Source organism: Planctomyces sp. SH-PL14, assembly GCF_001610835.1.
Lineage (GTDB): Bacteria > Planctomycetota > Planctomycetia > Planctomycetales > Planctomycetaceae > Planctomyces_A.
Map to the genome: position 1 here is coordinate 3,793,524 of NZ_CP011270.1, position 22,843 is coordinate 3,816,366.

Below are 22,843 nucleotides of genomic sequence, written 5' to 3' on the forward strand. Positions count from 1 at the left end.
TTAACCAACCATGTCCTTCGCCACACCACTCGCGCTTGCCTGGGCGGCCCTCACGGTGCCGGTGGTGATCTTCTATATCCTGAAGATCCGACTGCGGCAGGTGCCGGTCTCGACGACGATCTTCTGGCAGCAGATCTACGACGAGAAGAGTCCCCGCTCCCTGTGGCAGCAGCTCCGGCACTGGCTGTCGCTTCTCGTGCAGCTCGTGTGGCTGATGCTCCTCGTCCTCGCACTCGCGGAACCGTTCTTCCGCTCCGACGGCTGGCAGCCCCGGCGGGTGGTGCTTGTCATCGACAACTCCGCCAGCATGAACGCGACCGACGTCGCCCCGACCCGGCTTGCGGCTGCTAAGGCCGCCGCGGCCAGGCAGGTGGCGTCGCTGCGGCATCAGGATGAGTTCGCGATTCTCGCCGCCGGAACGCAGCCCCGCGTCGTGTGCGGGCTGACCAGCCATGAGCGGACACTCCAGGATGCGATCGACTCGATCGGCAAGACCGATGGCCCGACGAAAGTTCCCGAGGCGGTCGAGCTCGCGCGGCGACTCCTGGCGGATGCCAAAAACGGTCTCGTGGTCGTGTATTCCGATGGGGGTTTCGCCGGCAGCGAGGCGCTTGCGGCGGATCCCGTCGTCAAGCTCCATCCGGTCGGGACGGCGTCGGGAAATGTCGGGATCACGCAGTTCCAGGTCCGGCGGAGTCTTCTCGATCCGATCGGGTACGAGATCCTCGTCGAGATCGTCAACGCCTCGGGCGACCCGGCCGAGGCGCGGCTCGACCTCGACCTCAACGACCAGCCGGTCGACGTCGTGCCGCTGAAGCTCGCCGCCGGACAGACCTGGAGCCAGACGTTCGAGAAGACGTCGATCGACGGTGGAAGGCTCGTGGCCCGGCTGAAGCATGATGATCCTCTCGCGGCGGACAACACCGCCCAGGCCCTTCTGCCGAAGCGGGAGATGCAGAAGGTGCTCCTCGTCACGCCGGGGAACCTGTTTCTCGAGAAGGCGTTCAGCGCGAATCCCCTCGTCGACCTCAAGGTGGTGAAGGAACTCCCGGAGACATTCGAGAAGGGGGTTGTCCACGTCTTCCATCGGCTCGTCCCCCCCACGATGCCGCTCGGGAACGCGTTCGTGGTCGATCCGCGAGAAGGGACCGACCTCTGGAAGCTCGGCGAACAGCTCGACAACCCGATCGTGACGAAGCAGGAGGCCGACTCTCCGCTGATGCAGCACGTCCGGCTGGAGAACGTCCTCCTTCCGCAGGCCCGCCAGCTTACCCCCGCCGAGGGAGCCGGAGCGAAGGTCCTCGTCGGCGCGGTGTCGGGAGACCCGCTCTACTTCCAGGTCGAGACGCCCGGCCGCCGGACGGCGGTCCTGACGGTGAACCTCGATGAGGGGGACCTCACGTTCCGGACGGCGTTCCCGATCCTCGTCACGAACGCGCTCGGCTGGTTCGGTGGACAGGCGGGGGAACTGCGGGAGGCGCTCGTCGCGGGGGCCGTGACCGACGTCACGATCCCGCCGCACGACACCGCCCGGCCGCTGGCGCTCTGGTCCCCCGCGGGGGTCCAGAAGCCGCTCCCGGCCGGCGCGGAGAAGGCCTCGGTCGGTCCCCTGGATGAGATCGGAGTCTGGAGCCTCCGCCCGGCCGAGGCCGAGGGAACGAAGAAGCCGGTCGGCGAGACACCGGGAGCCGCGACGGAAGCGGCCGACGCGCCCGCGCTCGAACTGGCCTGCAACCTCGCCAGCCGCGTGGAGGGGGACCTTCGTCCGCCACAGGCGTGGCGCGAGCTGTCGACGGCGGCGATCGGCGGCGGGACGTTTGTCCGGCCGATCTGGTTCTATCTGATTGCACTCGCGTGGTTCCTCGCCGCGGTGGAATGGGTCCTCTACCAGAGGCGGTGGATCGGATGACTGGATGGGCCCTCGAACTGACGCACCCGCTCCGGCTCCTCGGTCTCGTGGCCGTACCGGTGCTCGTCTACTACTTCTATCGGAGCCTCGCCGACTTTCCGCGGTCCCAGCGGCTCGTGTCGCTGGTGGTCCGCTCCGTAATTGTGCTCCTGCTGGTCCTCTCGCTCGCGGGGCTGACGCTCTCGCGGCCGACGCAGGAGCAGTTCATCGTCCTCGCCGTTGACCAGAGCCAGAGCATCGGGACCGAGGCGGAGCCGGCTCTCCGGAAGCTTGTCGAGGAGGCGGCACAGAAGGCGGGGAAGAACAAGATCGCCTTCCTGCCGTTCCAGGCGGCCCCGGGAAAGTTCTCGAACGATCCCGCGCCGTTCCTCAAGAAAGCGGACGAGGCCGCGAGCGAGAAACCCGCGGCGGAAGCTCCGGGAACGCCTCCGGCCGAAGCCGTTCCCGCCGTCCCTCCCGCGCCGACGGGTCCTACTCCGGGGACCGACATTGAGGCCGCGATCGAGGCCTCGCTCGCCTCGATCCCTCCCGGCTACGTCCCGCAGATCCTGCTTCTGAGCGACGGCAACCAGACCCGCGGCGATGCGCTCCGGACGGCGCTTCAGGCGAAGGTCCCGATCTCGACGATTCCGCTCCCGACCCGCAGCGAGCCCGAGGCCCAGGTCTCGGCGGTCGCGCTCCCCGCCCAGGTCCGCCAGGGGGAGCCGTTCCACGTCGAAGTCGTGATTGACTCGAACCACGACGACGAAGGGCTGATCCAGGTCTACCGCGGCGACCACCAGGTCGTCAGCGAGCGGAAGCCCATCAAGAAAGGGGAGAACCGGTTCCGGTTCCAGCAGTCGATCGAGAGCGAGCGGCTGGCGAACTTCACGGTCCGTCTCTCCGGCATGAAAGAAGACACGCTCCTCGACAACAACACCGACAGCGGACTCGTCTACACCGCTGGGAAGCCGCGGGTCCTGATCGTTGAGAGCAATCCCAAGCTGATCCGGGAGTTCGTCGCGGCCCTTGAACAGGAAGAGATCCAGGCGGACGTCCGCCCCCCCGCGGGGATGCCCGACAACCTGTCGGACCTCCAGAACTACGAGATGCTGATCCTCTCGAACGTCCCCGCGACCGTCCTGTCGCAGCAGCAGATGGAGATTGCCCGGACGTATGTGCAGGACCTCGGCGGGGGGCTGATGATGCTCGGCGGCGAGCAGTCGTTCGGCCTGGGGGGCTACTACAAGTCGGTCCTGGAAGAGGTCCTCCCGGTCCGGAGCGACTTCGAGAAGGAAAAGGAAAAGCCGAGCCTCGGGATGGTCCTCGTCATCGACAAGTCGGGCTCCATGAGCGGCGACAAGATCGAGATGGCGAAATCGGCGGCCCGCGCGGCGGTCGAGCTGCTCGGCAACCGGGACATGGTCGGCGTCGTCGCCTTCGACGGCGAGACCTACGTCACGAGCGAGCTGCAGTCCGCGTCCAACAAGGGGCGGATCAGCGACGAGATCAGCCGGATCGACGCCGGCGGCGGAACGACGATGTACCCCGCCATGGAGAAGGCGTACGAGATGCTTCAGTCCGCTCCGGCGAAGATCAAGCACGTCATCATGCTGACTGACGGCGTTTCCTCTCCCGGCGATTTCGAGGGGCTCGCCGGGACGATGGCCCAGTCGAAGATCACGGTCAGTACGGTCTCGATCGGGGCGGATGCCGCGGCGGATGTCCTCGAGGGGATCGCCAAGATCGGCCAGGGGCGGTACTACTTCACCGACGATCCGGCCAACATCCCGCAGATCTTCGCCAAGGAGACCGTGACAGCGAGCAAGAGCGCGATCGACGAGCAGCCCTTCATCCCGCAGGTCGTCCGGGCCTCGCAGGCGATGCGGGGAATCGACCTGGAGAACGCGCCGTTTCTTCTGGGCTACGTCATGACCCGCCCCAAGCCGACGAGCGAAGTCATCCTCTCGACCGAGAAGGGAGATCCGCTCCTGTCGTGGTGGCGGTACGGCCTGGGGATGTCGGTCGCCTTCACGTCGGACGCCAAGAGCCGCTGGGCGGCCGAGTGGCTGACGTGGCCCGAGTTCGCCAAGTTCTGGGCGCAGGTCGTCCGGCAGGCGATGCGGAAGAGCGACGCCAAGGGGGTCTCGGTCGAGGTCGCTCAGAAGAGCGGGACCGCGACCGTCACGCTCGACGCCGTCGATGCCGCGGGGCGGTTCCTCAATCAGGCCGAGACCGAGATGACGGTGATCGATCCGCAGCTCGGAAACCGCAGGATCTCGCTCCAGCAGTCGGCGCCGGGGCGGTACGTCGCGACCTTCGACACGCCGCGGAGCGGGGCGTACCACATCGAGCTGACCCAGAAGAAAGACGGCCAGGTCCTCTACCGCCAGTCGCGGGGGCTGACGGTCGGCTACAGCGACGAACTCCGGCTGCGGCCCCCCAACGAGGCGCTCCTCAAGAGCGTCGCCGAAGCCTCCGGCGGGCGGTTCCAGCCGACCGTCGACCAGATCCTGGAACCGACCGAGCGGACCGCCCTGCGGCCGACGCCGCTGTGGCCGTATCTCGTGACGCTGGCGGCCGTTCTGCTCGTCCTCGACGTTTTCCTCCGGCGGGTCGACGTCGGCCTGATGCTCGGACGGCGCCCTGCTGCCGTCCCGCTCCGGCCGGGCCGCGGCGAGGCGCCCCGGACCGCCTCGCGGAACCGCCGCCGACGGGCGGACGCCGTCTGACGTCCCGTTTGGAAGCCGCCGGGCCGGGCCGGCACGGCGGCAGAACGGGGCTGAACTTTTCATGAGGCGAACCGAAATCGTTTGGGGTTTCCGGAACGGTCCGGGTAGACTTTTGCCTGCGTTTCAGGCGGCCGCCATTCCATCGGCCGCGACAACGGGATGACCATTCGGGTCAGGAGCGGATGATGGGCCAGACGCTGCACTCGCACTTGGAACCGGTCTGCCTTCGGCAGCGGCTCGCTCGCGGGATCGGGTTTTCCGCCTGGGGACTTCTGGTCGGCTCGGCACTCGCCGCCGTGATCGCCCTCGGGACCTGGGCGTCGGTCGCGGCCTTCCCGCTGTGGCTGGCCCCCGCGCTCGCGCTCGGCGGTGCCGCCGCGGGCTTCGTGATCGGCTTCGTCTGGCGGAAGGAACTCCACGACGCCGCGGCCGCCATCGACAGCCACTACGCCCTCAAGGACCGGGCCGCCACGGCTCTCGAGTTCCAGGGCCGCCGCGACGTCACACCAGCGCAGCAGCTCGCCTTCGACGACGCCCTGACGCATATGTCCCGCGTGAAGGCGAACGAGGTGGTCCCCTTCCGCATGCCGCGGGTCCTGCCGTACGCCCTCGGGTCGGTCGCGGTGATGGCCGCCGTCGTGGTTCTGGCGGTCCTGAATGCCCCGGCGGAGGCCAGCATTCCGGAGCCGCTCGACGTCGTGGTCGCTCAGGCGGACCGGATTGCGGAAGAAGTGAAGGAGCTCGAGGAGTTCGCCCAGAAGGAGCAGGACCCCGAAGTGGAAAAGCTCGTGCAGGAGCTGAAAGAGGCCCTGCAGGAACTGAAGGAGCCGGGGACCGATATCCGGGAGGCGATGGCCAAGCTCTCCGAGATGCAGGCCGCCCTCCAGGCGGAACAGGCGAAGCACAACGTCGCCGCAGTTGACGCCAACATGAAGGCGGCCGGCGAAGCGCTCGCTCTCGCCGAGCCCCTGGCCGAAGCGGGCCAGGCGCTGGCGGCGGGGGACTATGACAAGGCGGCCCAGAAGCTCGAAGAGCTGACCGATCCGCAGCTCGACCGGCAGACCGAGAAGGCGGTGAAGGAGAAGTTGGAAGCGGTCGCCAAAAAGGCCGGGAGCGACGGGCAGAACTCGCTCAGCAAGGCGACCGGCGAGATGTCGCAGGGCCTCGGCGAGAAGGGGGGCCAGTTCTCGGAAGGAAGCAAGAAGCTTGCTGGCGAAGCCAAGAAGCAGAGCAAGCGGAAGAAGCTGACCGACCTCCTGATGAAGCAGTGTAACTGCCTCGGCGAGTGCAAGAGCGAGTGCGAGGGGAGCTGCAAGTCGACCGCCAAGTCCAGCAGCAAGGGGAAGGGCGGCAAGAACTGGGGTCTCGCCGCCAGCGGCAACGAGGCGGGCGAGCAGACCGCCGCCCTCGGCACGAAGCCGCAGGACAAGCTCAAGGGGCAGCAGTCGGAGGATGGCGACGTCGAGACCGAGACGACGCACTCGCCCGAAGGGGAGCAGCAGGCCCAGCGGCAGTATCGCGAGAACCACGCCAAGTATCAGAAGATGGCCGAATCGGTCCTCGACAACGAGCCGATTCCGCTCGGGCACCGGCAGACGATCCGCAAGTACTTCGAGTCGATCCGCCCCAATGACGCGGCGACGGACGAAGTCGAGCGCCGCACCGCTCCGGCCGCGAACTGACCTCCCGTCCGCGGCCGCGGCGCGGCTCGCCTGCGAACGCCCGGCAGTCCGGTGGCGGCGGCCGGGAATCAACGGCTCCGCACCTGCGTCACGACTCCCATGAAGTGATCGGGATCGTGCGGGCTCAGCGGGATTCGAGTCACGGAGAGGGTCGGCGAGATCACCGTCAGGACCTCGCTGGTCGTGGACGTGAGGAACGTCTTGATTTCCGCGGCGCTGGGGAACCCGGGATCCCCCTGGGCGAGGGGCAGTAGTCCCCGTTCCGGCGTGAACTGCATCCGCGGGCGGCCGGTCTCGTCAGTCAGCCAGATGACGACGTGCTGGTTGGACGCGGCCGGCAGGTGGTCGCGGAGGATCTTCTCCAGGTCGCATTCGATCGCGACCCCGCCGACTTCGCTCCGCCGGTTCTCGTCATAGACCCCGATCCCCGCCACGAGGCATCGTCCGACCGGCTCCTTGCCCGCCGCGGGAGTCCCTTCGGCCGCGGACGGCTCGACCGACGTCATCCGGCCCGGCATCCCGACATAGACGTCCCGGCGGGCGAGTTCCGAGATCGCCGGGAGGTGTCGGCCGAAGAACTCCCGCAGATCGCTCTGCAGGGCGACGGGCCGCGCCAGCGGGTTCTCGGCGCGGACGGGACGTCCCTTCGCGGCCGGCTCCTCGATCCAGTACGTGACCGCCATGTAGCTCGGATTGGCGTCGATCAGCCCCCGGTAGATCCGCGTGAGCCGCTGCGTCCACTGGGCTTCCGCTTTCGCATCCTTCTGCTGGCGGGCTTCCAGCAGGTCCTGCACCAGCGGGACCGTCGACATGAAGCGGACGTTGTCGCGGAGGGCGTGGATCTCGTGCGTCAGGCGGGCTTCCAGTTCCCGCGTGTCGTCCGCCAGCACCTGCAGCCGCAGCTGGCGCTCGGCCAGCCGCTTCTGGTATGCGTCGGCCGATCCGAGGGAGATCAGCACCGCCAGGAGGACCGTGAAGAAGGCGATCACGGAGGAGAGGACGCGGTGGCGGCCGATCCAGCGGTGCAGGCGTTTGAACGTCGGCTCCTCGGCGGCGGAGATCGGCTGGTCGGCCATCCACCGCTGCACGTCGTCCGAGAGAGCGGAGACCGAGGCGTAGCGCTGGCGGCGATCGCGGGACATCGCCTTGAGGCAGATCGCCTCGAGCGACGGCGAGACCTGGGGGTTGAGCTTCCGCGGGGGCGCGGTCCGCGGGTCGGCGATCGCGTCCAGAAGGGCCGCGATCCGGTTGTCGCCGGGCAGGGACTGGTGGCTCATCTCATGCGGGGCGTACCCGGTCAGGATGGCGAACAGGATCGCTCCCAGGCCGTAGATGTCGGTCAGTTCGTCGATCTCGTCCACCCGCCCGGACGCCTGCTCGGGCGACATGTACATAGGGGTCCCCATGACCTGGCCCGCCAGCGTGACGTCGAGGCTGTCGAGGCCCTGCCCGGAATGACCGGACGCCAGGTAGCGGTCCGGATCCTCCATCCCCAGGACCTTGGCCAGCCCCCAGTCCAGGACGACCACCTGCCCGAAGTGGTCGAGCGCGATGTTCTGGGGCTTCAGGTCGCGGTGGATGACCTTGTGGGAATGGGCGTAGGCCACCGCCTGGCAGACGCTGACGAAGGCGACCAGCAGGCGGTGGAAGTCGAGCGGGTTCTCCGTGCTTCCTTCGCGGCGGTCGTGGTATTCGCGGATCGCGTCGTCCAGCGTCTGGTTGCCGAGGAACCGCATCACGTAGAACAGCCGTCCGTCCCCCTCGTTCTCCCCCAGGACGTGGAGGGGGACGATGCTGGGATGGTCCAGCCGGCCGGTGATCTCCGCCTCCCGCCGGAAGCGGGCGGTGACGACCGAGTGGGCGCCGCCCGGACTCGCGATCTCCTTGAGGGCCACGTAGCGGTTGAGGCTGGTGTCGATCGCCAGCCAGACGGTCCCCAGCCCTCCCTGCCCCAGCTTGCGCAGCAGCCGGAACTGGGTCTTGAACGTGCGGACTTCTTCTCCCACGACCTCCTTGGGGATCAGCGAGAGCCCCAGGACCTTCGCCACGCCCCCCGTCGGGTCGATCCGGTCGAGCAGGGTCGAGGTCCGCCGGGCCACCGTCGAGACGACGCGGTCGCCGCTCCCCCGCTGCGCGTCGGCGCTGAAGAACCGCTGGCTCTCCTGTTCGGCCTGGGCCAGGGCCTCCTCGCTGCACGCCTTCTGCTCCAGGAGAAAGTCCCGCAGCGGCCGCCGGCCGAAGGGTGTCCAGCGTTTGAGGACGCCGCGAAGCGTCCGGCCGCTGACGGCGTTCGTCCGCATCAGGAAGGCCGCCAGGACGAAGTCCCGCTCCGGCTTGGAGGCGCCCCCCGGGGCGAGATTCAGGAGCTCCGACAGCTCCTCGTCGGTCAGGGCCCGGGACGCCGACGAGATCGGCAGCTCCCGCGCTCCCCCCTCCTGCGGGATCAGGGTCGGGCTCGTCCCGACCGGCCCGGCATGGTGATCGCTCGTCACGGGACCTTTTGCGGAATTCTCAGCCATGGACTGGTTGAACGGCTTGAGTCAGGAAGCGGCCAGGGCGGCGGTGGCATCGGGCGGCGTGCAGACGATGCGGTTCCGTCCGGCCCGTTTCGCGGAATAGAGGGCTTGATCGGCGCGGTGGATCACCGCGATCAGCGAGTCGCCGGGGCCGTCCCGGCCGGCGCACCCTCCGCTGACCGTCACATGCGGAGAGAGTCCCGAGGTCGGATGCGGGAGCCTCCGCTCGCGGATCCGCGCCTGGATGGACCGGGCGATCTCCTCCGCTTCGTGGAGGCTGCGGCCGGGAAGGATGAGGGCGAATTCCTCGCCTCCGAATCGCGCCACGGACAGCGGGCTTCCGAGCGTCGACTCGTTGAGAATGGAGGCGATGACCCGCAGGCACTGGTCCCCCGCCGGATGGCCGCATGAATCGTTGTAGAGCTTGAAGCAGTCGACATCGAACAGGATCAGGCTGAACGGGAGGTTCTCGTCCAGGCAGAGCCTCCATTCGCGGGACGCCACCTGCTCGAAGGCGCGGCGGTTGAAGAGTCCCGTCAGTTCGTCGACGGAGGCGAGCCGCTCCAGCCGGGTGTTGAGGATCTCCAGGTCGCCGTTGAGCTCCTTGAGCCGCTGGGCGGAGGCGATGGCGAGGGCCTCGGCCTGCTTCTTGATCGTGACGTCGTCATGCGTCACCAGGATCCAGAGACGCGACGCGAACTCGCAGGCGAAGCCGCGGATCTCGTAGGTCGACGGACAGGCGGCCGTCCCGGCGGTGTATTCCACCTGGAACTCCGCAGAGGTGCGCTCGAGGACGTGCTGCAGTCCGCGGCCGATCTCTACCAGCGGGAGGATCGCCGACGGCTGGGCGCGTTCGACCGAGCGGAGGACGTTCACCCCCTGGGCGAGGGCCAGGGTGTCCGGGAAGCCGGAGAGGAGGAAGCGGTCCCAGGCGGCGTTCCGCGCAACGATGGTCCCTTGGTCATCGAGGATCGCCAGCCCCACCTGGAGCGTGTCGAAGATCGCCTGATAGAGCCACGGCGGCACCTCGCCGGAGGGTTCGGTCGGAGCACCCGGCAACAGGGCCTGAGCATCGACAGGCCGCCGTTGCGCGTCGGCGGAAGCATCTCGCGCAGTCTCGATCATGACGTTCATTCCCCTGGTCCCGGGTTGGCCGTGCGGAACGACTCGCACCGTCCAGTATTGGTTGGACACCCCCGCGGACGGCCCGAAAGTGCGGGCGATGTGGCCAAAACGCCGCGCGCCGGTTGCAAAGTGCAAATTGCAGCACTCGTAGAGCGGCCGGCGGGTGGATTTCCCCGAAAGCCGGGAGGAACTTGTTGACTCCGAATTCTCGCGCTCGTTTAGACGCCGGTTCCCCAAAGCGGACGTCCGTCGTGCCACGATTCCTCGTCGAAGCGCTTCCGGCGGCCAGGGTCTGCGTGGTTTTTCCAGCCCTTGAGCCCAGTGGCCGTGGCACGATGGGTTTGAGCTGGCACAGCCGTGGCGGCGAGGACGCGGTTCGAGACGGCGGGATAAGACATCCGTCTTCCACGTCCCCTCGATTGACTCCACATCCCGGCGGCGGTATCGCTGGAGAGGCGGCAGAGGGCCGCTTGAGGGAGGCTTGTCATCTTTTCCGAATACCTCGCCGATTTCGAGGAGCTGCCCGACCTGCGTCAGCGGGTCCTCCGCGTCCTGGTCGCGCTGCCGTCCGAAGTCCAGCGCGACTTTCTCGACGACTCCCGGTTCCAGATCCTGCTCGAACGCCATGTCCCCGGCCGCGGCTGGACGATGCTGATGCCCGCCCCGGGACCGTTCGACCAGGGGAGCCGCTGCGTCCTGCTCCGCCGGCGGCTCGCGATTTCGCCGGAACCGTTCGCCCTCTACATCATCGCCCACGAGCTGGCGCACGCCTTTCTCCGCAACGGAGGCTGGGGCGAAGTGACCGACCCCGAAGCGGCGGCCGACGCCCTGGCGGCCCACTGGGGCTTCGAAAAGCCGTAGCGGCGTTTCCGGCGGGCGGCTCTCCAGTCCTCTATCGGCCGGATGAGGATTGAGGGCGTCTTGTTAAACACCAAGACACCAAGGCTGAGCCCTGGGGAAATCCCACCTTGGTGCTCTTGGTGACGTCTTTGTGCCTTGGTGTTTAATCCTCTTTCATCAAGCCCGGATCCCGGAAGGAGAGACGCCGCTGCGGCCCGGCAGGACGTAGGGGAGCTTGTCCGGCCAGATCCGGTCTTCGCCGCGGGACCAGATCGCGACCCAGTCCTTCCAGGCGATCTCGGTCTCGTCGAAGATCGCTTCCCGGCGGGTGAGGATCGGCCACGCGGGGTGCCCGTCGGACGACTCCTGCTGCGGGAGGAGCACCTCTTCCTCGGAGAGAATCGCGTAGGTCGCCGTCCGTTCGAAATGCTCCTGGTTGTGGACGACCAGCCCGTGCGGCGTGAACTCCTTCCAGCCGCCGATCCCGCGGAGGACCGGGTCGAGGTGCTCATGCACCAGCTCCACGCCGGCCAGCTTGTAGAGCCCCGAGAGGGCTGCGTTGAGGCGGTCCCGGTCCTCGGCCCGCAGCGTCGTCAGCCAGCCGGCCGAGACGATCCGGGCACAGAGCCAGTTCCCCAGCTCCTCGAACTCGATGACGAGCGGCTCGCCGGCGTCGTCGCGGCGGCGGTCGAAGGCGATCTCGATCCGGTTCGTGGCGAGGCCGATCGAGCGGATCCGCAGGTCGGCGAAGGTCTCGCCATCTTCCAGACGGAGCAGCTCGCAGAAAGTGCGGTCGACGAAACGGCCGACCGCGGTCTCCACGACTTCGAGACCGTCGCGGTAGTGCTCCACGTTCCGGTCGTGGTTCCGATCGCCGACGACCCGGAGCTCGCCGCGGAGCTTGGAGAAGAGCTTCGGCAGGGTGCCGGAGTGGAAACCGGGACGGAGGAGGGCGGTCATCGTCTCGCCGTGATGGCCGAACCGCGACGGGTGGAGCGAGCTGGGGCGATTGGCGGCGTACAGCCCCCAGTTCCCCTTGAGCTCCCACACCAGGAAGCCGAACACCCCCGGCAGGAGGAACAGGTTCACGGCGGCAAAGACGAGGGCCAGGTTGTAGCCCATCAGCGGGCTCAGGAGGTCCACCATGACCCGCGTCATCACCGGGTAGAACGGAAGCATCATCTTGTGCGTGACGGTCACGACCGGGAAGTGCTTCACCGGGTTGATCTGCGGCTCGATGAGGAGAGTCACGTAGATGCGGACGAGGTACGACACGACCCCCCAGATCATCCCCAGGAGGGCTTTGACGACCACGAACCGCCGCGGATCGCCGGAGCGGAACCGCAGCCATTCGTCGACGACGTAGATCACCTGTTCCAAGCCGCGCATCAGGCGGTGGAAGTTGTCCATGATCCAGTAGAACGTCGCCGCGAAGACCCGCATCCGGAGCTCATGCCACGCCCGGACGAAGAGGTCGGTCAGCCACTCCTCGAAGTAGCGGCCGATCGGGGAGTTCAGGAACAGATTCGTCGCCAGGAAGACCTCGAAAATCGTCCGCTGCGACCAGTTGGATTCGGCAACCCAGGCCAGCCCGGTGAAGATCGCGGTGGCGATCGCCGGGCGGAAGACGTAGTTCCGCAGGACGCCGTAGAACTGACTGCGAAGGATCCGCTGCACCACGGGGGCGTTGACGATCTGGCTCGGAAGATCGACCAGCAGCCAGTGGGCAGAGGACCAGACGGCGTGGAGCGCGTTGGTGACCCGCGTCCGGAAGCGTTCGTTCTGCTGCAGAAGCAGCAGGAAGAACCCGAGCGTGAGGAACGCCACGTAGAACAGCGGGCCGTTGCGGTGATGCGCGTGCAGGTGCGTGACGAGCTGGGCTCCGACGCCGGTCACCGCCCCCAGCGGCAGATCGACTTCGAGCGGAGGGGGATCCTGGAACATCCCGACGATGTGCTTGATCGCTTCCAGGGCGACGAAGGCGATCCCGAACGGCAGGGCGATGAACTCCGTCAGGAACCGTCCCACATGCGTCCCGAAGGCGATCGAGCTCAGCCGCTGGGGCAGTCGCAGGTAGATCGGGCCCTTGCGGTACACCTGGTCGAGCCGCTGGCCGAGGCGCTTGTCCGCCTTCAGCAGCTTGTCCCCCAGGAGGGGCTCGAGCGTTCCCGCGACATCGGGGAGCTTGAGGTCGTTCCGCGAGATCGCGTCCCGCAGGTCGCCGATGCCGGCGAACCCCCGCTCGACGATCGAGTCGAGGAGCTCTTCGACGATCTTCTTGCGGGCGATCTGCTCGGGGACGTTCTCCGGGATCAGCCCGACTTCTTCCAGGACGGCGTCGATCGTCGGCCGGATGTCGTTGCGGACCTGCTCTTCCGAGCAGTGGATCTGGTGCTCCAGCAGATGGCGGATCGCCTCGCGTTCCTCGGTCGAGATCTGGAGGCTGCTGACACGCTTCTGCGCGGTCCGCAGGTTCTTGACGCTCAGGACGCCGCGGAGGAGCGTGAGGTTCTGGCGCATCGGCTCGCGGCCGAAGGAGCGGATCCACCGCCACAGGTCGATCCGGTAGACCCCCTTTTCCAGCGACAGGCAGACCTTCTGAAGGTCATACAGGAGCCGGGCCTCGGCGGTGCGGTAGCCGTCGCGGACGTGCTGGAGGAGAGGCGTGAGGGCCGACCGCCACGTGGCGGCCGAGTCCGGGTCGAGGGTGCAGGCGGCCTGGAGCCGCTCGGTGAGACGGCCGAGCTCCGCCGCCGCCCGTTCGCGGGCCTGTTCGGAGACCTCGCCTCCCGTGAGAGCGGCCGCTTCCATCGCGAGAATCGCCGCCTTGACCTGGTTTCCCCGGCGTCCCGCTTCGTCGGCCCGCATCAGGAGCCGGCGGTAGTCCGGATCCGGGGCGGCCGCGTCGGAGGCGGAGACCCGCAGCGGAGCGTGGCGGGGGTGCTGCGGCGGTTCGGGAGAAATGTGGAGCGAGTCCGCCGCACCGGGGGGGCGGGTCGTTTCGAACAGGGTGCCATGCGGGACTTCGCGGCCGATCATCTCGTCGACCGCATCCCAGTCCCGGACCGACGGGAAGAAGGCGGACCGGTCGGCCGGCGCGAAGTACTTGAGCTCCAGCGCGATGGCGACGAACTCGGAGTAGATCTCCTGTTCGGTCATCGGCGGCAGAAGCTGGCCGTCGTGTTCGAGGACCGTGCGGACTTCGCTCCATTCCGCTTCGCCCATCCGCTGCATCCGCCGGGTCACTTCGCTGAGCGGGAGCCGGTCGGATTCGAAGGCGAGTTCGAGATGGGCGTGGACGCGGCCGTGGAAGACGAGCCGCCAAAAAAAATGCAGCCGCTGCGACGTGTCGAGGCGGGCAAAGTTCTCGTTTTCGGTCGGGCGGGGGATGAGGATGACGTGCGGGGGGAGTTCCGCGGCGGGGGAGAGGTCGAGCTCCTGCCGCTCGACGATCATCAGCAGCCGTTCGCGGTCGATCGTGTAGACGTGGCTGTGGGGAACGTGGATGCCGAGGCCGGACATCCGCCGGTCCTGCATGATGACGCGGCGGAGGATCCGCGGTTCGACGAACAGGACCGAGGGGTCGGTATGGTGGACCATCCGCTCGATGCCGGGCATCGACAGTTCGCCGGCGGTCCGGGCTCGGGATTCCGACTCCGAGTGGGGGACGAGACGTTCCATGGATTGAGGGGCGTTCTCCGTCAGATGGGGAGGGGGTCGGGCGGTTGCTTCCTGGCCTGACAGGACTGTCGAAACGACTGGCCGAAGACCGTTCTCTTCGTTTCCCTCCCGATGGGGGAGGGACATCTGATGAACGCATCGTAAGAAAACCCGGATCACCCCCAAAGCCCAGCGTCCCGCTGGACCGGGTGGCCGTGGAGAGATGGGATTGAGCCAGCGTCCCGCTGGACCGGGCTGCCGTGGAGCAATGGGATTGAGCTATGGACGCCGACTCGGCGAGTCCGGTTTCTGAACGAAGGCCGGAAAGCGCGCCCGGCGGACGGGTGTTCTTTGCGCAGTTCGATGCCATTCGCCAGCTGGGTCCAGGGGACACCCTGGCGGCGTGCAGGGGCCGCCCCCTGCCCGCCGGAGGCCTGGCCGTCGGGAGTTGTCTGAAGGAGGGAGTGTCCAGGCGCGGCTCGGTGCGAGATGCCCCCCTCACCTCTGCGCGACCTGCGGGTTCGGGTCTTGAGCAGAGGCTTCCTCGGTGGCACGTCGCGGCGGCGAATGACCGGGCTCGCATTTCGGCGTCGACGTTCGCGAAGGGGGTCGAAGAATTCTCCCCATTGTCAGGTTTCCTCTTTCTCCGCCGGACGCGGGGGCGGCGGAACTTTTGGGGGTTGTTGGCTTCGAGGAGGCAGATCAGGAGGCGGTCGGAGTACCGGCGCCGGATGCCGACGATCTGTCGTCCGAAGTAGACCGGTTCGGGGAGGCCCTGGATCGCGATGGTTCGGGCCTGTTCTTCGAGGCGGAGGGCGTGCTCGTTCGTGGACGGTGCGGCGGGGGTGGAGCGGTGGCCCGATTTCGGGCGGCGGAACTTCTCGGGGTTGTTGGCCCTGAGAAGACAGATCAGGAGCTTGTCGGAGAACCGGCGTTGGAATCCGACGAGTTTCCGGCCGTAGAAGACCGGCTCCGGGACGCCGTTACTTTGGGCGATGGTCCGGGCCTCTTCGTACAGACGGAGCCCGTGCTCCTGGTCGATGGCCGCAAAGGCCTGGCGGTAGGCTTCGGAGACGCGGAGGGCGTTGTAGTGGAGTTCGCGGGAGACGCCGGACCTGGCGGCGGCGATTCGGACGATGCCGTAGGTTCGGTAGGCTCCGAGGAAGGCCTGTTGCTTCTTGGTCAGTGGCTTCGGCACGGCGCGGTTCCTGTCGCGGACGCCGATCCATCGGCACATGCCGGCTTTGCCTGTGCGAGCGCCCCGGAAAAACGGCTCGAGTGTCAGGTTTGCCGATCGACGGGCGTGGTGGGGCGATCATTGCCTGCCGCTGGTCGGCGCGCCGGCTCAGCTCCTCGTCTCTGTGCCTCTGTGTTTCCGTCTTCCGGAAGAGATTTGAAACACAGAGAAACGGAGGACGCAGAGAGGCATCGAGGATTGATCGGCCGCGGGAGCCACCGACGCGGCTCGGCGGGAGCCTCGCCCTCCCGGAGGGAGATGCAAAGGAATACCTCGCCCGGCGCGCCCTATCCGCAGCCGCAACCGCCCGAGCCGCAGCCGCCACCCCCGCCCCCCTTCGGCATTGCCACGAGGCCCTGGGCGGAGACCGGCTGGACCTCGATCACACCGAAGCCCGCCGCGGCCGCCTGCAGTGCCAGCTTCGTGCACTCCGGCCCGCGGTCATTGAGGACGTAGAGAATCAGCTTCGCCCCATCGAGCGTCACTTCGAGATCGATCAGCTGCAGATCGACCTTCCACTCCGCGATCCGCCGCTCCCAGGCGGCGAACTCCCCCTGGAGGGCATTTCGCTGAGCCCGCGCCTTCGCTTCGTCCTCGGCCGAAACGCTGCGGACGATTTCCATCGGGACCGCGTCGTCTCCGTCTTCGGCCCGCCGGCGGACAATGTCGACGACCGTCGCCAGTTCCAGACCGCGGTGCGTCTGCACCACGACCTTCTGCCCGCGGCGAACCGCAAGGTCCTCCGGGAAACGCGACCGCGCAACCTCGGGAATCTGCCCGTAACGGACAAGGGCGATGGTGCGGGGAACCGAAGCGGACGAGAGAGGAGCAATCATGACGGATCGACGCTACCGCGCGGCGGTTCCCGGCCGCAAGCGGGACGCGGTCGGAAACGGAGAGAACGGCGCAGTCGCCAACGCCTGGTGGGGAAAGTCGTCAGGCCCTCATGATGGCGAGCCCGTTGTTGTTGCGCCCCTTCAGGGCTTCGGATCGAGCGCTGCCCAGTTTCCTGGGGCGTTGCCCCAGGCTAGGGTTGTTTCACGCCGTTGGCGTTCTCCCAAGCTCAGCAACGTCCGCAATTAGTTGCCCATCTGGTTATGGGATAACAACTTGCGAATCAGTCCCACGGATACAATCTTGGGATACAGGGAGCAGATCTAGTCCTGGATACAAAAGGGTCCCCACTTGGATAGAGGGTTGCAGGACCACGGAGAGTGGACGAAACGCTGATTTTCCTGAGAGTCCGTTACGATTCCAAATCGCGTGCCAACAACTCGTTTCAGCGGTTTTGTCGTTTGACGTCAGCCATACCCGCGGCCGTTCGAACGCGCCTACGCCTTGGGCCACCTTGGCAGTTTGCCGCCCGGTTTGAAGTCCCGACCGAGGTCGTCGTGAGGTATGGATGCGCTGCCGTCCTCGTAGCGATTGGCGAGCTTCAGGAAGCGAGTCCCGCGAGGCTCGACGATCAGTGTCCCTGACTCGAATGTCACGAAACTCAGACCTAGCAATTCGGCCACGTCAGAAAGTCGGCCGCGCATGCCGGCCGCCGGCATCCCCGTCGCGGACCGGCCGGCCACTTCTTCCAAGAGTCGCATTGCCCCTGCGCCAAGAGTCAGAAGCTCCTGTTTCACTCGTGCCTCCGTAGGCTTCCGATGAGCCCTTAGTTTTGAATGCCCCGGTCACCATCAAACTCCCGCGGCTTGAACTTCGGCGGGCTCAACAAGTCGTCGTCGATCGATGCACTGCCGTCTTGATGCCGCGAGCATCCCTGGAGGAACTCACGCCCACGAGTGAGCAGGACCAAACGTCCGTCCGAAAACTCCACGAACTCACAGTCGACCAGTTTCCCGAGACTGTCTAGGTCAACCTCTTCGTTTGCCAATCTGCGGACCTGTTCAGGGGGAGAGCCGGCTATCTGCAAGAGTTGGAACGCTTCCTTCGCTAACTTGAAGCACTGACTTTGCATCTCTTCACCCGAACGGGCCACGGAATCGCCACCCTTGCGGAGCTACGCAATTCGCGGACCGTTGGGCGAACATCGCCACTTCGCGTTCGCCTACCGGGAGTTGCATCATTCGGGCTTGGCGATTCGCCGCCGCGTGTGAAAGGTCGGCAGCCAGGTCGATCCCCTGCGGGTCCCGATCCACCCTCTTCTGTCGCCTCCGGCCGCAACATGTACACGTGCTGACGGCGGTTCAAATGGCAGCGGCGTTCGGCCGTAAATGGCATCGCTGGTTCGACTAACATCCTCAGTTTGGCGTCGAACACGTAGTGAACCTCCAAGCCAGTAAGGTTATTCCATAGTTGCCGACGCGGCATTCGCCACACCCGCGAATCTGACTTGAGCCCCCCCCCGGGCACGAAGAGCGGCCCACTCATGCGACTGAGGTAGTCCGCGCATATTTGGCACTCCTTCAAGCTCAAGCAGAGACACGACGGTGGGGCGGCTTGCGGGGTACCCCAGTTGCCGCGTTGGTCCATTTCGGCCCCGCCGAACTGCCCCCCAACCAGAAGGACCGTCTCCCTCCCGATTTGACTGAACGAGAAGCCATTCGGCATCGCGTCGAGGGGTTCTCTCAGTGCCGTTCCGAGCACCCCGGCCGTCCTCCAAGCGGTGATGGCGAACTGCAGGTGGAGAAGTGCGAGATAGTTGGCGGCGGTCTTTTCCCAGCGGGTCAGCAGGCGTCGGGCGCGGTTCGTCCACGAGTGCAGCCGTTCCACCACCCACCGTCACGCCCGGCCTCGTCGCCGCACAGGACGCGGAGGCTCGGTCCCCTTCCGAGGGATATGGACGACGTATCCTCGACGGGCCGCCATCTGGCGGATTGTCTGCGCGTCATAGCCCTTGTCCGCGCACAGATGTTGACGACGACGTCGTCGCGGGGGACGGCGAACAGGAAGGCTTTGGAACGTCTCGATCACCAACTTCTGATCGTGCACGTTGGCGCCGGCCACGGCCACTCCCACCGGCACACCCCGGCCATCAGTCAGCACCGAGCGTTTGACCCCCAGTTTCCCGCGATCTGTGGGGTTCTTGGCAGGTGTCAGCCTGTCTGCGGGAACTCCCGGCGACCTCCACTATTGATCGGCTTTCCGCCGTCACCTACATTCGTGTGTATACACACGGTTTCACATGGCCGATCGCTGGGACATGCTCGATGAGACCGAGGGATCGTCTGCCGCATGAACTGAGGGCCGCTTACATGGCTCTCCATCGCTGTTCCAACACTTGCTTTGCCCAGCTGGGCGTGACAGCCGATCAGTTCGTTCTCTTGGCAACTCTTGAGCGAGGGCACGCCCTCACTCAGCGTGATCTGGCCGCTCGCATGCCGTCCGATCCCAGCACCGTTCGGGCGATGCTGGTCCTATTGGAAAAGCGGGGCCTCGTCTCGCGCCAGACACATCCGACAGATGGACGCGCCAGAGCGGTCGCCCTGACAGAGGCGGGCCGACTGAAGTACCGACAGGTCTTCGCGGCCGGCCAGGCCATCAGGGATCAGATGGTGAGCTCCCTGAGCGACGCCGAGACAAGATGCCTTTTGAAGCTGCTGGGGCGCGTCTCCGAATCACTGCTGGCCACCACGATGTCCGTGACGGCCGAGTCAACCGCAAAGAGGAAGTGACGGCTTTTCATGCACAAGCTGATCATCATGTGCGGCCTGCTTCTGTGCGCCGATGCGGCGCTTCCAGCACAGGACCGCAGCGACAGCGACCGCAGCTCTCAAGACCAGCCGTCAGGCAATCGTTCTGGCGAACAGGCCGATCGGCCGCGCCGTGGCGGCCCGGGCGGCATTGGCCGGCCCATTGATCTCGGCCCCGATGACAAGCAGATCTTTGCCGATCCCCCCGCGAGCATCATCACCCTCCGGGAGAATGCGCCACGCGGCCAACTGGAAATGATCGAGTACGACTCCAAGACAGTCGGCGCGACGCGGAAGATGAATGTCTACACGCCTCCAGGCTACTCAACGGAGAAGACGTATCCCGTGCTCTACCTGCTGCACGGGATCGGCGGCGATGAGACCGAATGGCAGCGATTCGCCTCTCCCGACAAGCTCCTGGACAATCTGATTAACGATGGCAGGGCAGTACCGATGATCGTCGTCATGCCCAACGGACGGGCGCAGAAGAACGATCGTGCCGTCGGCAATGTCTTTGAGTCGGCTCCAGCGTTCGCGACGTTCGAGCGGGATTTGCTGGACGATGTCATTCCCGCGATCGAGGCTCGGTACTCCGTCCATGACGATCGCCAGCACCGGGCCCTGGCCGGGCTCTCGATGGGGGGAGGTCAGTCCCTGAACTTTGGTCTCACGCACCTCGACACCTTCGCCTGGGTCGGTGGCTTCTCCTCCGCCCCCAACACCAAGTTGCCCGAGGAGCTGATCCCCGATCCAGCCAGGAGCAAAGAGCAACTCAAGCTCTTATGGCTTTCCTGTGGAAACAAAGACGGCCTCATCAACTTCAGCCAGCGGATGCAACGGTACCTGAAGCAGAAAGGGATCCCGCACGTCTGGAATGTGGACGGACACGGTCACGACGCGACGCACTGGCGAAACAACCTCTACCACTTTGCACAGCTGCTGTTTAACGACGAGGCCGCGAAAGTCGCTACCGCTCGGTCTTCCGAGGCCGTGACGCGTCCGCTTGGGAATCCGGCTCCGCCATCGTCGGAAGCCAATCATTCGCCGGTCGCTGTTCCCGAGGGGATGGCCAACGACTTTCGACCTGCGTCGACGAACCAGCCGGGGCGAGAGTATCCGCAGGTCAATTCACAGGGGCGGATCAAGTTTCGAATCGTTGCGCCGGAGGCGAAGTCCGTCGGCGTCACGTTTCGCGAGAGCTCGGAATTCGTCAAAGGGGAGGACGGCGCTTGGATCGGGTACTCACGCCCGCTCGATGAAGGCTTTCATTACTACTCGATCAAGATCGACGGCGCAGAAGTGCCGGATCCCAATAGCATGATGTTCTTTGGGGCCAATCGCTGGGGGAGCGGTGTGGAAGTCCCTGCCCAGGATCGCGACTTCTACGCAGTGAAGACGGTTCCTCATGGCCAGATTCGGGAAGTCCTGTTCCACTCGAAGAGTACCGACACGCACCGCCGCGCATTCGTCTACACGCCCCCCGGCTACGACGAGCAAACCGAGAGCCGTTACCCGGTTCTGTATCTGCAGCACGGTTATGGCGAGAACGAGTACGGATGGAGCGTCCAAGGGCATGCCGGACTGATCATGGACAACCTGATCGCCGAAAAGAGAACCAAGCCGTTCCTCATCGTAATGACCTATGGCATGACGAACGACGCCCGTCCTGGCGGTCTACGTGACTTCGACATCCGTCCTTTTCAGACCGTGCTCTGTGACGAGTTGATTCCGTACATCGACACCCACTTTCGCACGATTGCCGATCAGCCGCACCGCGCCATGGCCGGCCTGTCGATGGGAAGCATGGAAACGAAGTCGATCACGCTCAAAAAGCTCGACACCTTCTCTCACATCGGCCTCTTCAGCGGAGCGACCATTTCGCCGGGTGACCTTGAGGACTTGGAGGCATTCAAAAAGGAACATCGGTTGGTGTTTGTCAGCTACGGCGGCCACGAGCTGGGCGGCGGAGGCCCACGTCGAGGGGGGGACCCGCAGGCGAGCGTAGACGCATTGAAGAGCGCCGGTATCAACGCCCATTTCTACGTCTCTCCAAGAACTGGCCATGAATGGCAATCCTGGCGTCGCAGCCTACGGGAGTTCGCACCGCTGCTCTTTCAGGAGGCCTCCGGCGAGTGGCACGCTCAGTTCGAGACCCCTGTTGGGCTGCAGTCCTACCACTTTGATCTTGTCTTTAAGAAGGGGGCATGGTCGGCCACCGCAGTAGTCGTTTCGGGCAACGACGTGCGCGATGTCCGCTTCTCCGATGTATCGATCGATGGGGATACGGTCACGTTCGTCGAGTCGCGACAGCTCCAGGGCCGCGAGATCCGCATCGACTACAGGGGCGAGGTGTCCGGCAATCAGATCGCGATGGTCCGCAAGGTGGGAAATTTCGGCTCCACAGAAGCCATAGCCATCCGCCAGCCACCCCAGAAGTCAACCCGTCCCAATTCCGAGCTCCGAACCGATCCTGCACCGGTCGTCGAGGTCAAGATCGACCGGGTGATCAAGGACGCATTCCAAGAGGCCTTCCGCATCGGGTTGGCGGGTGATCTTCCCACTGGCTACTCCGACAACGACCTCACCCTGGCAACAACCCACTTCGGCGCGATAACGCCAGAGAATTGCATGAAGCCGGAGCCAATCCATCCCGAAGAAAACCGCTGGCGGTTTGAACGGCCAGACTCCCTCGTCGAGTGGGCCGAACGTAACAAGCTGTCTATCCACGGCCACACACTGGTCTGGCACGCCCAAACGCCGGACTGGTTCTTTGCCGATGCTGACAAGGCCGTTGTTACGCAGCGTCTGAAAGACCACATTCTCACGCTCGTCGGCCGTTACAAAGGAAAGATCCAGAGCTGGGACGTCGTCAACGAAGCGATCATTGACGAGGGCAACAGGGAGACCGCCTCCACTGAAGCCCTGCGTCGCTCGAAGTGGCTGCAATCTCTTGGCCCGGACTACCTGACGCTTGCCTTCCAGTTCGCCCACGAAGCGGACCCGGACGCGACCCTCTACTACAACGACTACAACATTGAATCGGGACCAAAGCATGCCAGCTCGGTCGTCCTGCTCAAACGCCTGCTCAGCGAGAAGGCTCCGGTGCATGCCGTCGGTATTCAGGGACACTGGCGGTCTGGCAACGTCCCGTTCGAAGACATCGACCGGGCGATTTCCGACTACGCCTCTCTGGGACTGAAAGTCAGCATTACGGAACTCGACGTCACGATTCGCGGAGCCTCCGGCGGACAGTTCGAAGGAGGAGTCGGGCAACGAGGCCGCTCCGCCGGTGCCCCCGCCTCGTCGGAAGACCTCACGCAGCAGGCCAGCGACTATGCAAAACTCTTCGCGATCTTCGCGAAGCACAAGGACGTCATCGAGCGCGTCACTTTCTGGGGACTGCACGATCGCCGCACCTGGCGCGCAGGGCAACATCCCTTGATCCTGAGCGCCGACGGCCGGCCCAAGCCCGCCTACGCAGCCATCGTGAATATTCCCTCTCGCGGCACGGCCGAGCCCTGA

At 65.8% G+C, this 22,843-nt stretch carries 12 protein-coding genes; 6 read left to right on the forward strand and 6 right to left on the reverse strand.

Going from position 1 to position 22,843, the window contains the following annotated elements; all coding sequences use genetic code 11:
- Positions 1-10 precede the first annotated feature (10 nt).
- The 3 genes from VT03_RS14630 (at position 11) to VT03_RS14640 (ending at position 6,302) form a co-directional block, all read left to right on the forward strand.
- Positions 11-1,909, forward strand: coding sequence for a vWA domain-containing protein (locus tag VT03_RS14630; protein WP_075093656.1), 1,899 nt, complete (start codon positions 11-13; stop codon positions 1,907-1,909).
- On the forward strand, positions 1,906-4,620 hold the full coding sequence (locus tag VT03_RS14635; protein WP_075093657.1) for a FixH family protein: 2,715 nt from the start codon (positions 1,906-1,908) through the stop codon (positions 4,618-4,620). The genes VT03_RS14630 and VT03_RS14635 overlap by 4 nt, the downstream gene beginning before the upstream one ends.
- Positions 4,621-4,805: 185 nt before the next feature.
- A complete protein-coding gene (locus VT03_RS14640; protein ID WP_156514500.1) occupies positions 4,806-6,302 on the forward strand; it encodes a hypothetical protein in 1,497 nt (498 codons plus the stop codon).
- Between the two features lie 68 nt (positions 6,303-6,370).
- On the opposite strand, the gene VT03_RS14645 is transcribed toward VT03_RS14640, so the two are convergent.
- Positions 6,371-8,821 carry a serine/threonine-protein kinase gene (locus VT03_RS14645; RefSeq protein ID WP_082846219.1) on the reverse strand — a complete coding sequence of 817 codons (2,451 nt, stop codon included), beginning with the start codon at positions 8,819-8,821 and terminating at the stop codon, positions 6,371-6,373.
- Positions 8,822-8,842: 21 nt separating this feature from the next.
- Positions 8,843-9,943 (reverse strand): sensor domain-containing diguanylate cyclase, encoded by a 1,101-nt coding sequence (locus VT03_RS14650; protein ID WP_197489332.1) that lies wholly within the window; start codon positions 9,941-9,943, stop codon positions 8,843-8,845.
- Between the two features lie 654 nt (positions 9,944-10,597).
- On the opposite strand from VT03_RS14650, the gene VT03_RS34215 reads away from it, so the two are divergent.
- Entirely contained in the window at positions 10,598-10,804 is a 207-nt protein-coding gene (locus VT03_RS34215) for a hypothetical protein (RefSeq protein WP_197489333.1), read from the forward strand.
- Positions 10,805-10,960: 156 nt separating this feature from the next.
- Here VT03_RS34215 and VT03_RS14660 read toward each other — a convergent pair whose 3' ends face one another.
- From VT03_RS14660 to VT03_RS35235, 4 genes are all read right to left on the reverse strand, one after another.
- On the reverse strand, positions 10,961-14,464 hold the full coding sequence (locus VT03_RS14660) for a hypothetical protein (RefSeq protein WP_075093662.1): 3,504 nt from the start codon (positions 14,462-14,464) through the stop codon (positions 10,961-10,963).
- A gap of 1,503 nt (positions 14,465-15,967) precedes the next feature.
- On the reverse strand, positions 15,968-16,516 hold the full coding sequence (locus VT03_RS14670; RefSeq protein ID WP_075093664.1) for a hypothetical protein: 549 nt from the start codon (positions 16,514-16,516) through the stop codon (positions 15,968-15,970).
- Between the two features lie 495 nt (positions 16,517-17,011).
- On the reverse strand, positions 17,012-17,311 hold the full coding sequence (locus VT03_RS14675) for a hypothetical protein (RefSeq protein ID WP_156514501.1): 300 nt from the start codon (positions 17,309-17,311) through the stop codon (positions 17,012-17,014).
- A gap of 1,099 nt (positions 17,312-18,410) precedes the next feature.
- On the reverse strand, positions 18,411-18,728 hold the full coding sequence (locus VT03_RS35235; RefSeq protein ID WP_082846220.1) for a transposase: 318 nt from the start codon (positions 18,726-18,728) through the stop codon (positions 18,411-18,413).
- A gap of 155 nt (positions 18,729-18,883) precedes the next feature.
- On the opposite strand from VT03_RS35235, the gene VT03_RS14695 reads away from it, so the two are divergent.
- Together VT03_RS14695 and VT03_RS14700 are read left to right on the forward strand one after the other, a co-directional pair.
- Positions 18,884-19,303, forward strand: a complete 420-nt coding sequence (locus VT03_RS14695; RefSeq protein WP_231870660.1) for a MarR family winged helix-turn-helix transcriptional regulator — start codon at positions 18,884-18,886, stop codon at positions 19,301-19,303.
- A gap of 9 nt (positions 19,304-19,312) precedes the next feature.
- Positions 19,313-22,843 carry an endo-1,4-beta-xylanase gene (locus tag VT03_RS14700; RefSeq protein WP_075093670.1) on the forward strand — a complete coding sequence of 1,177 codons (3,531 nt, stop codon included), beginning with the start codon at positions 19,313-19,315 and terminating at the stop codon, positions 22,841-22,843.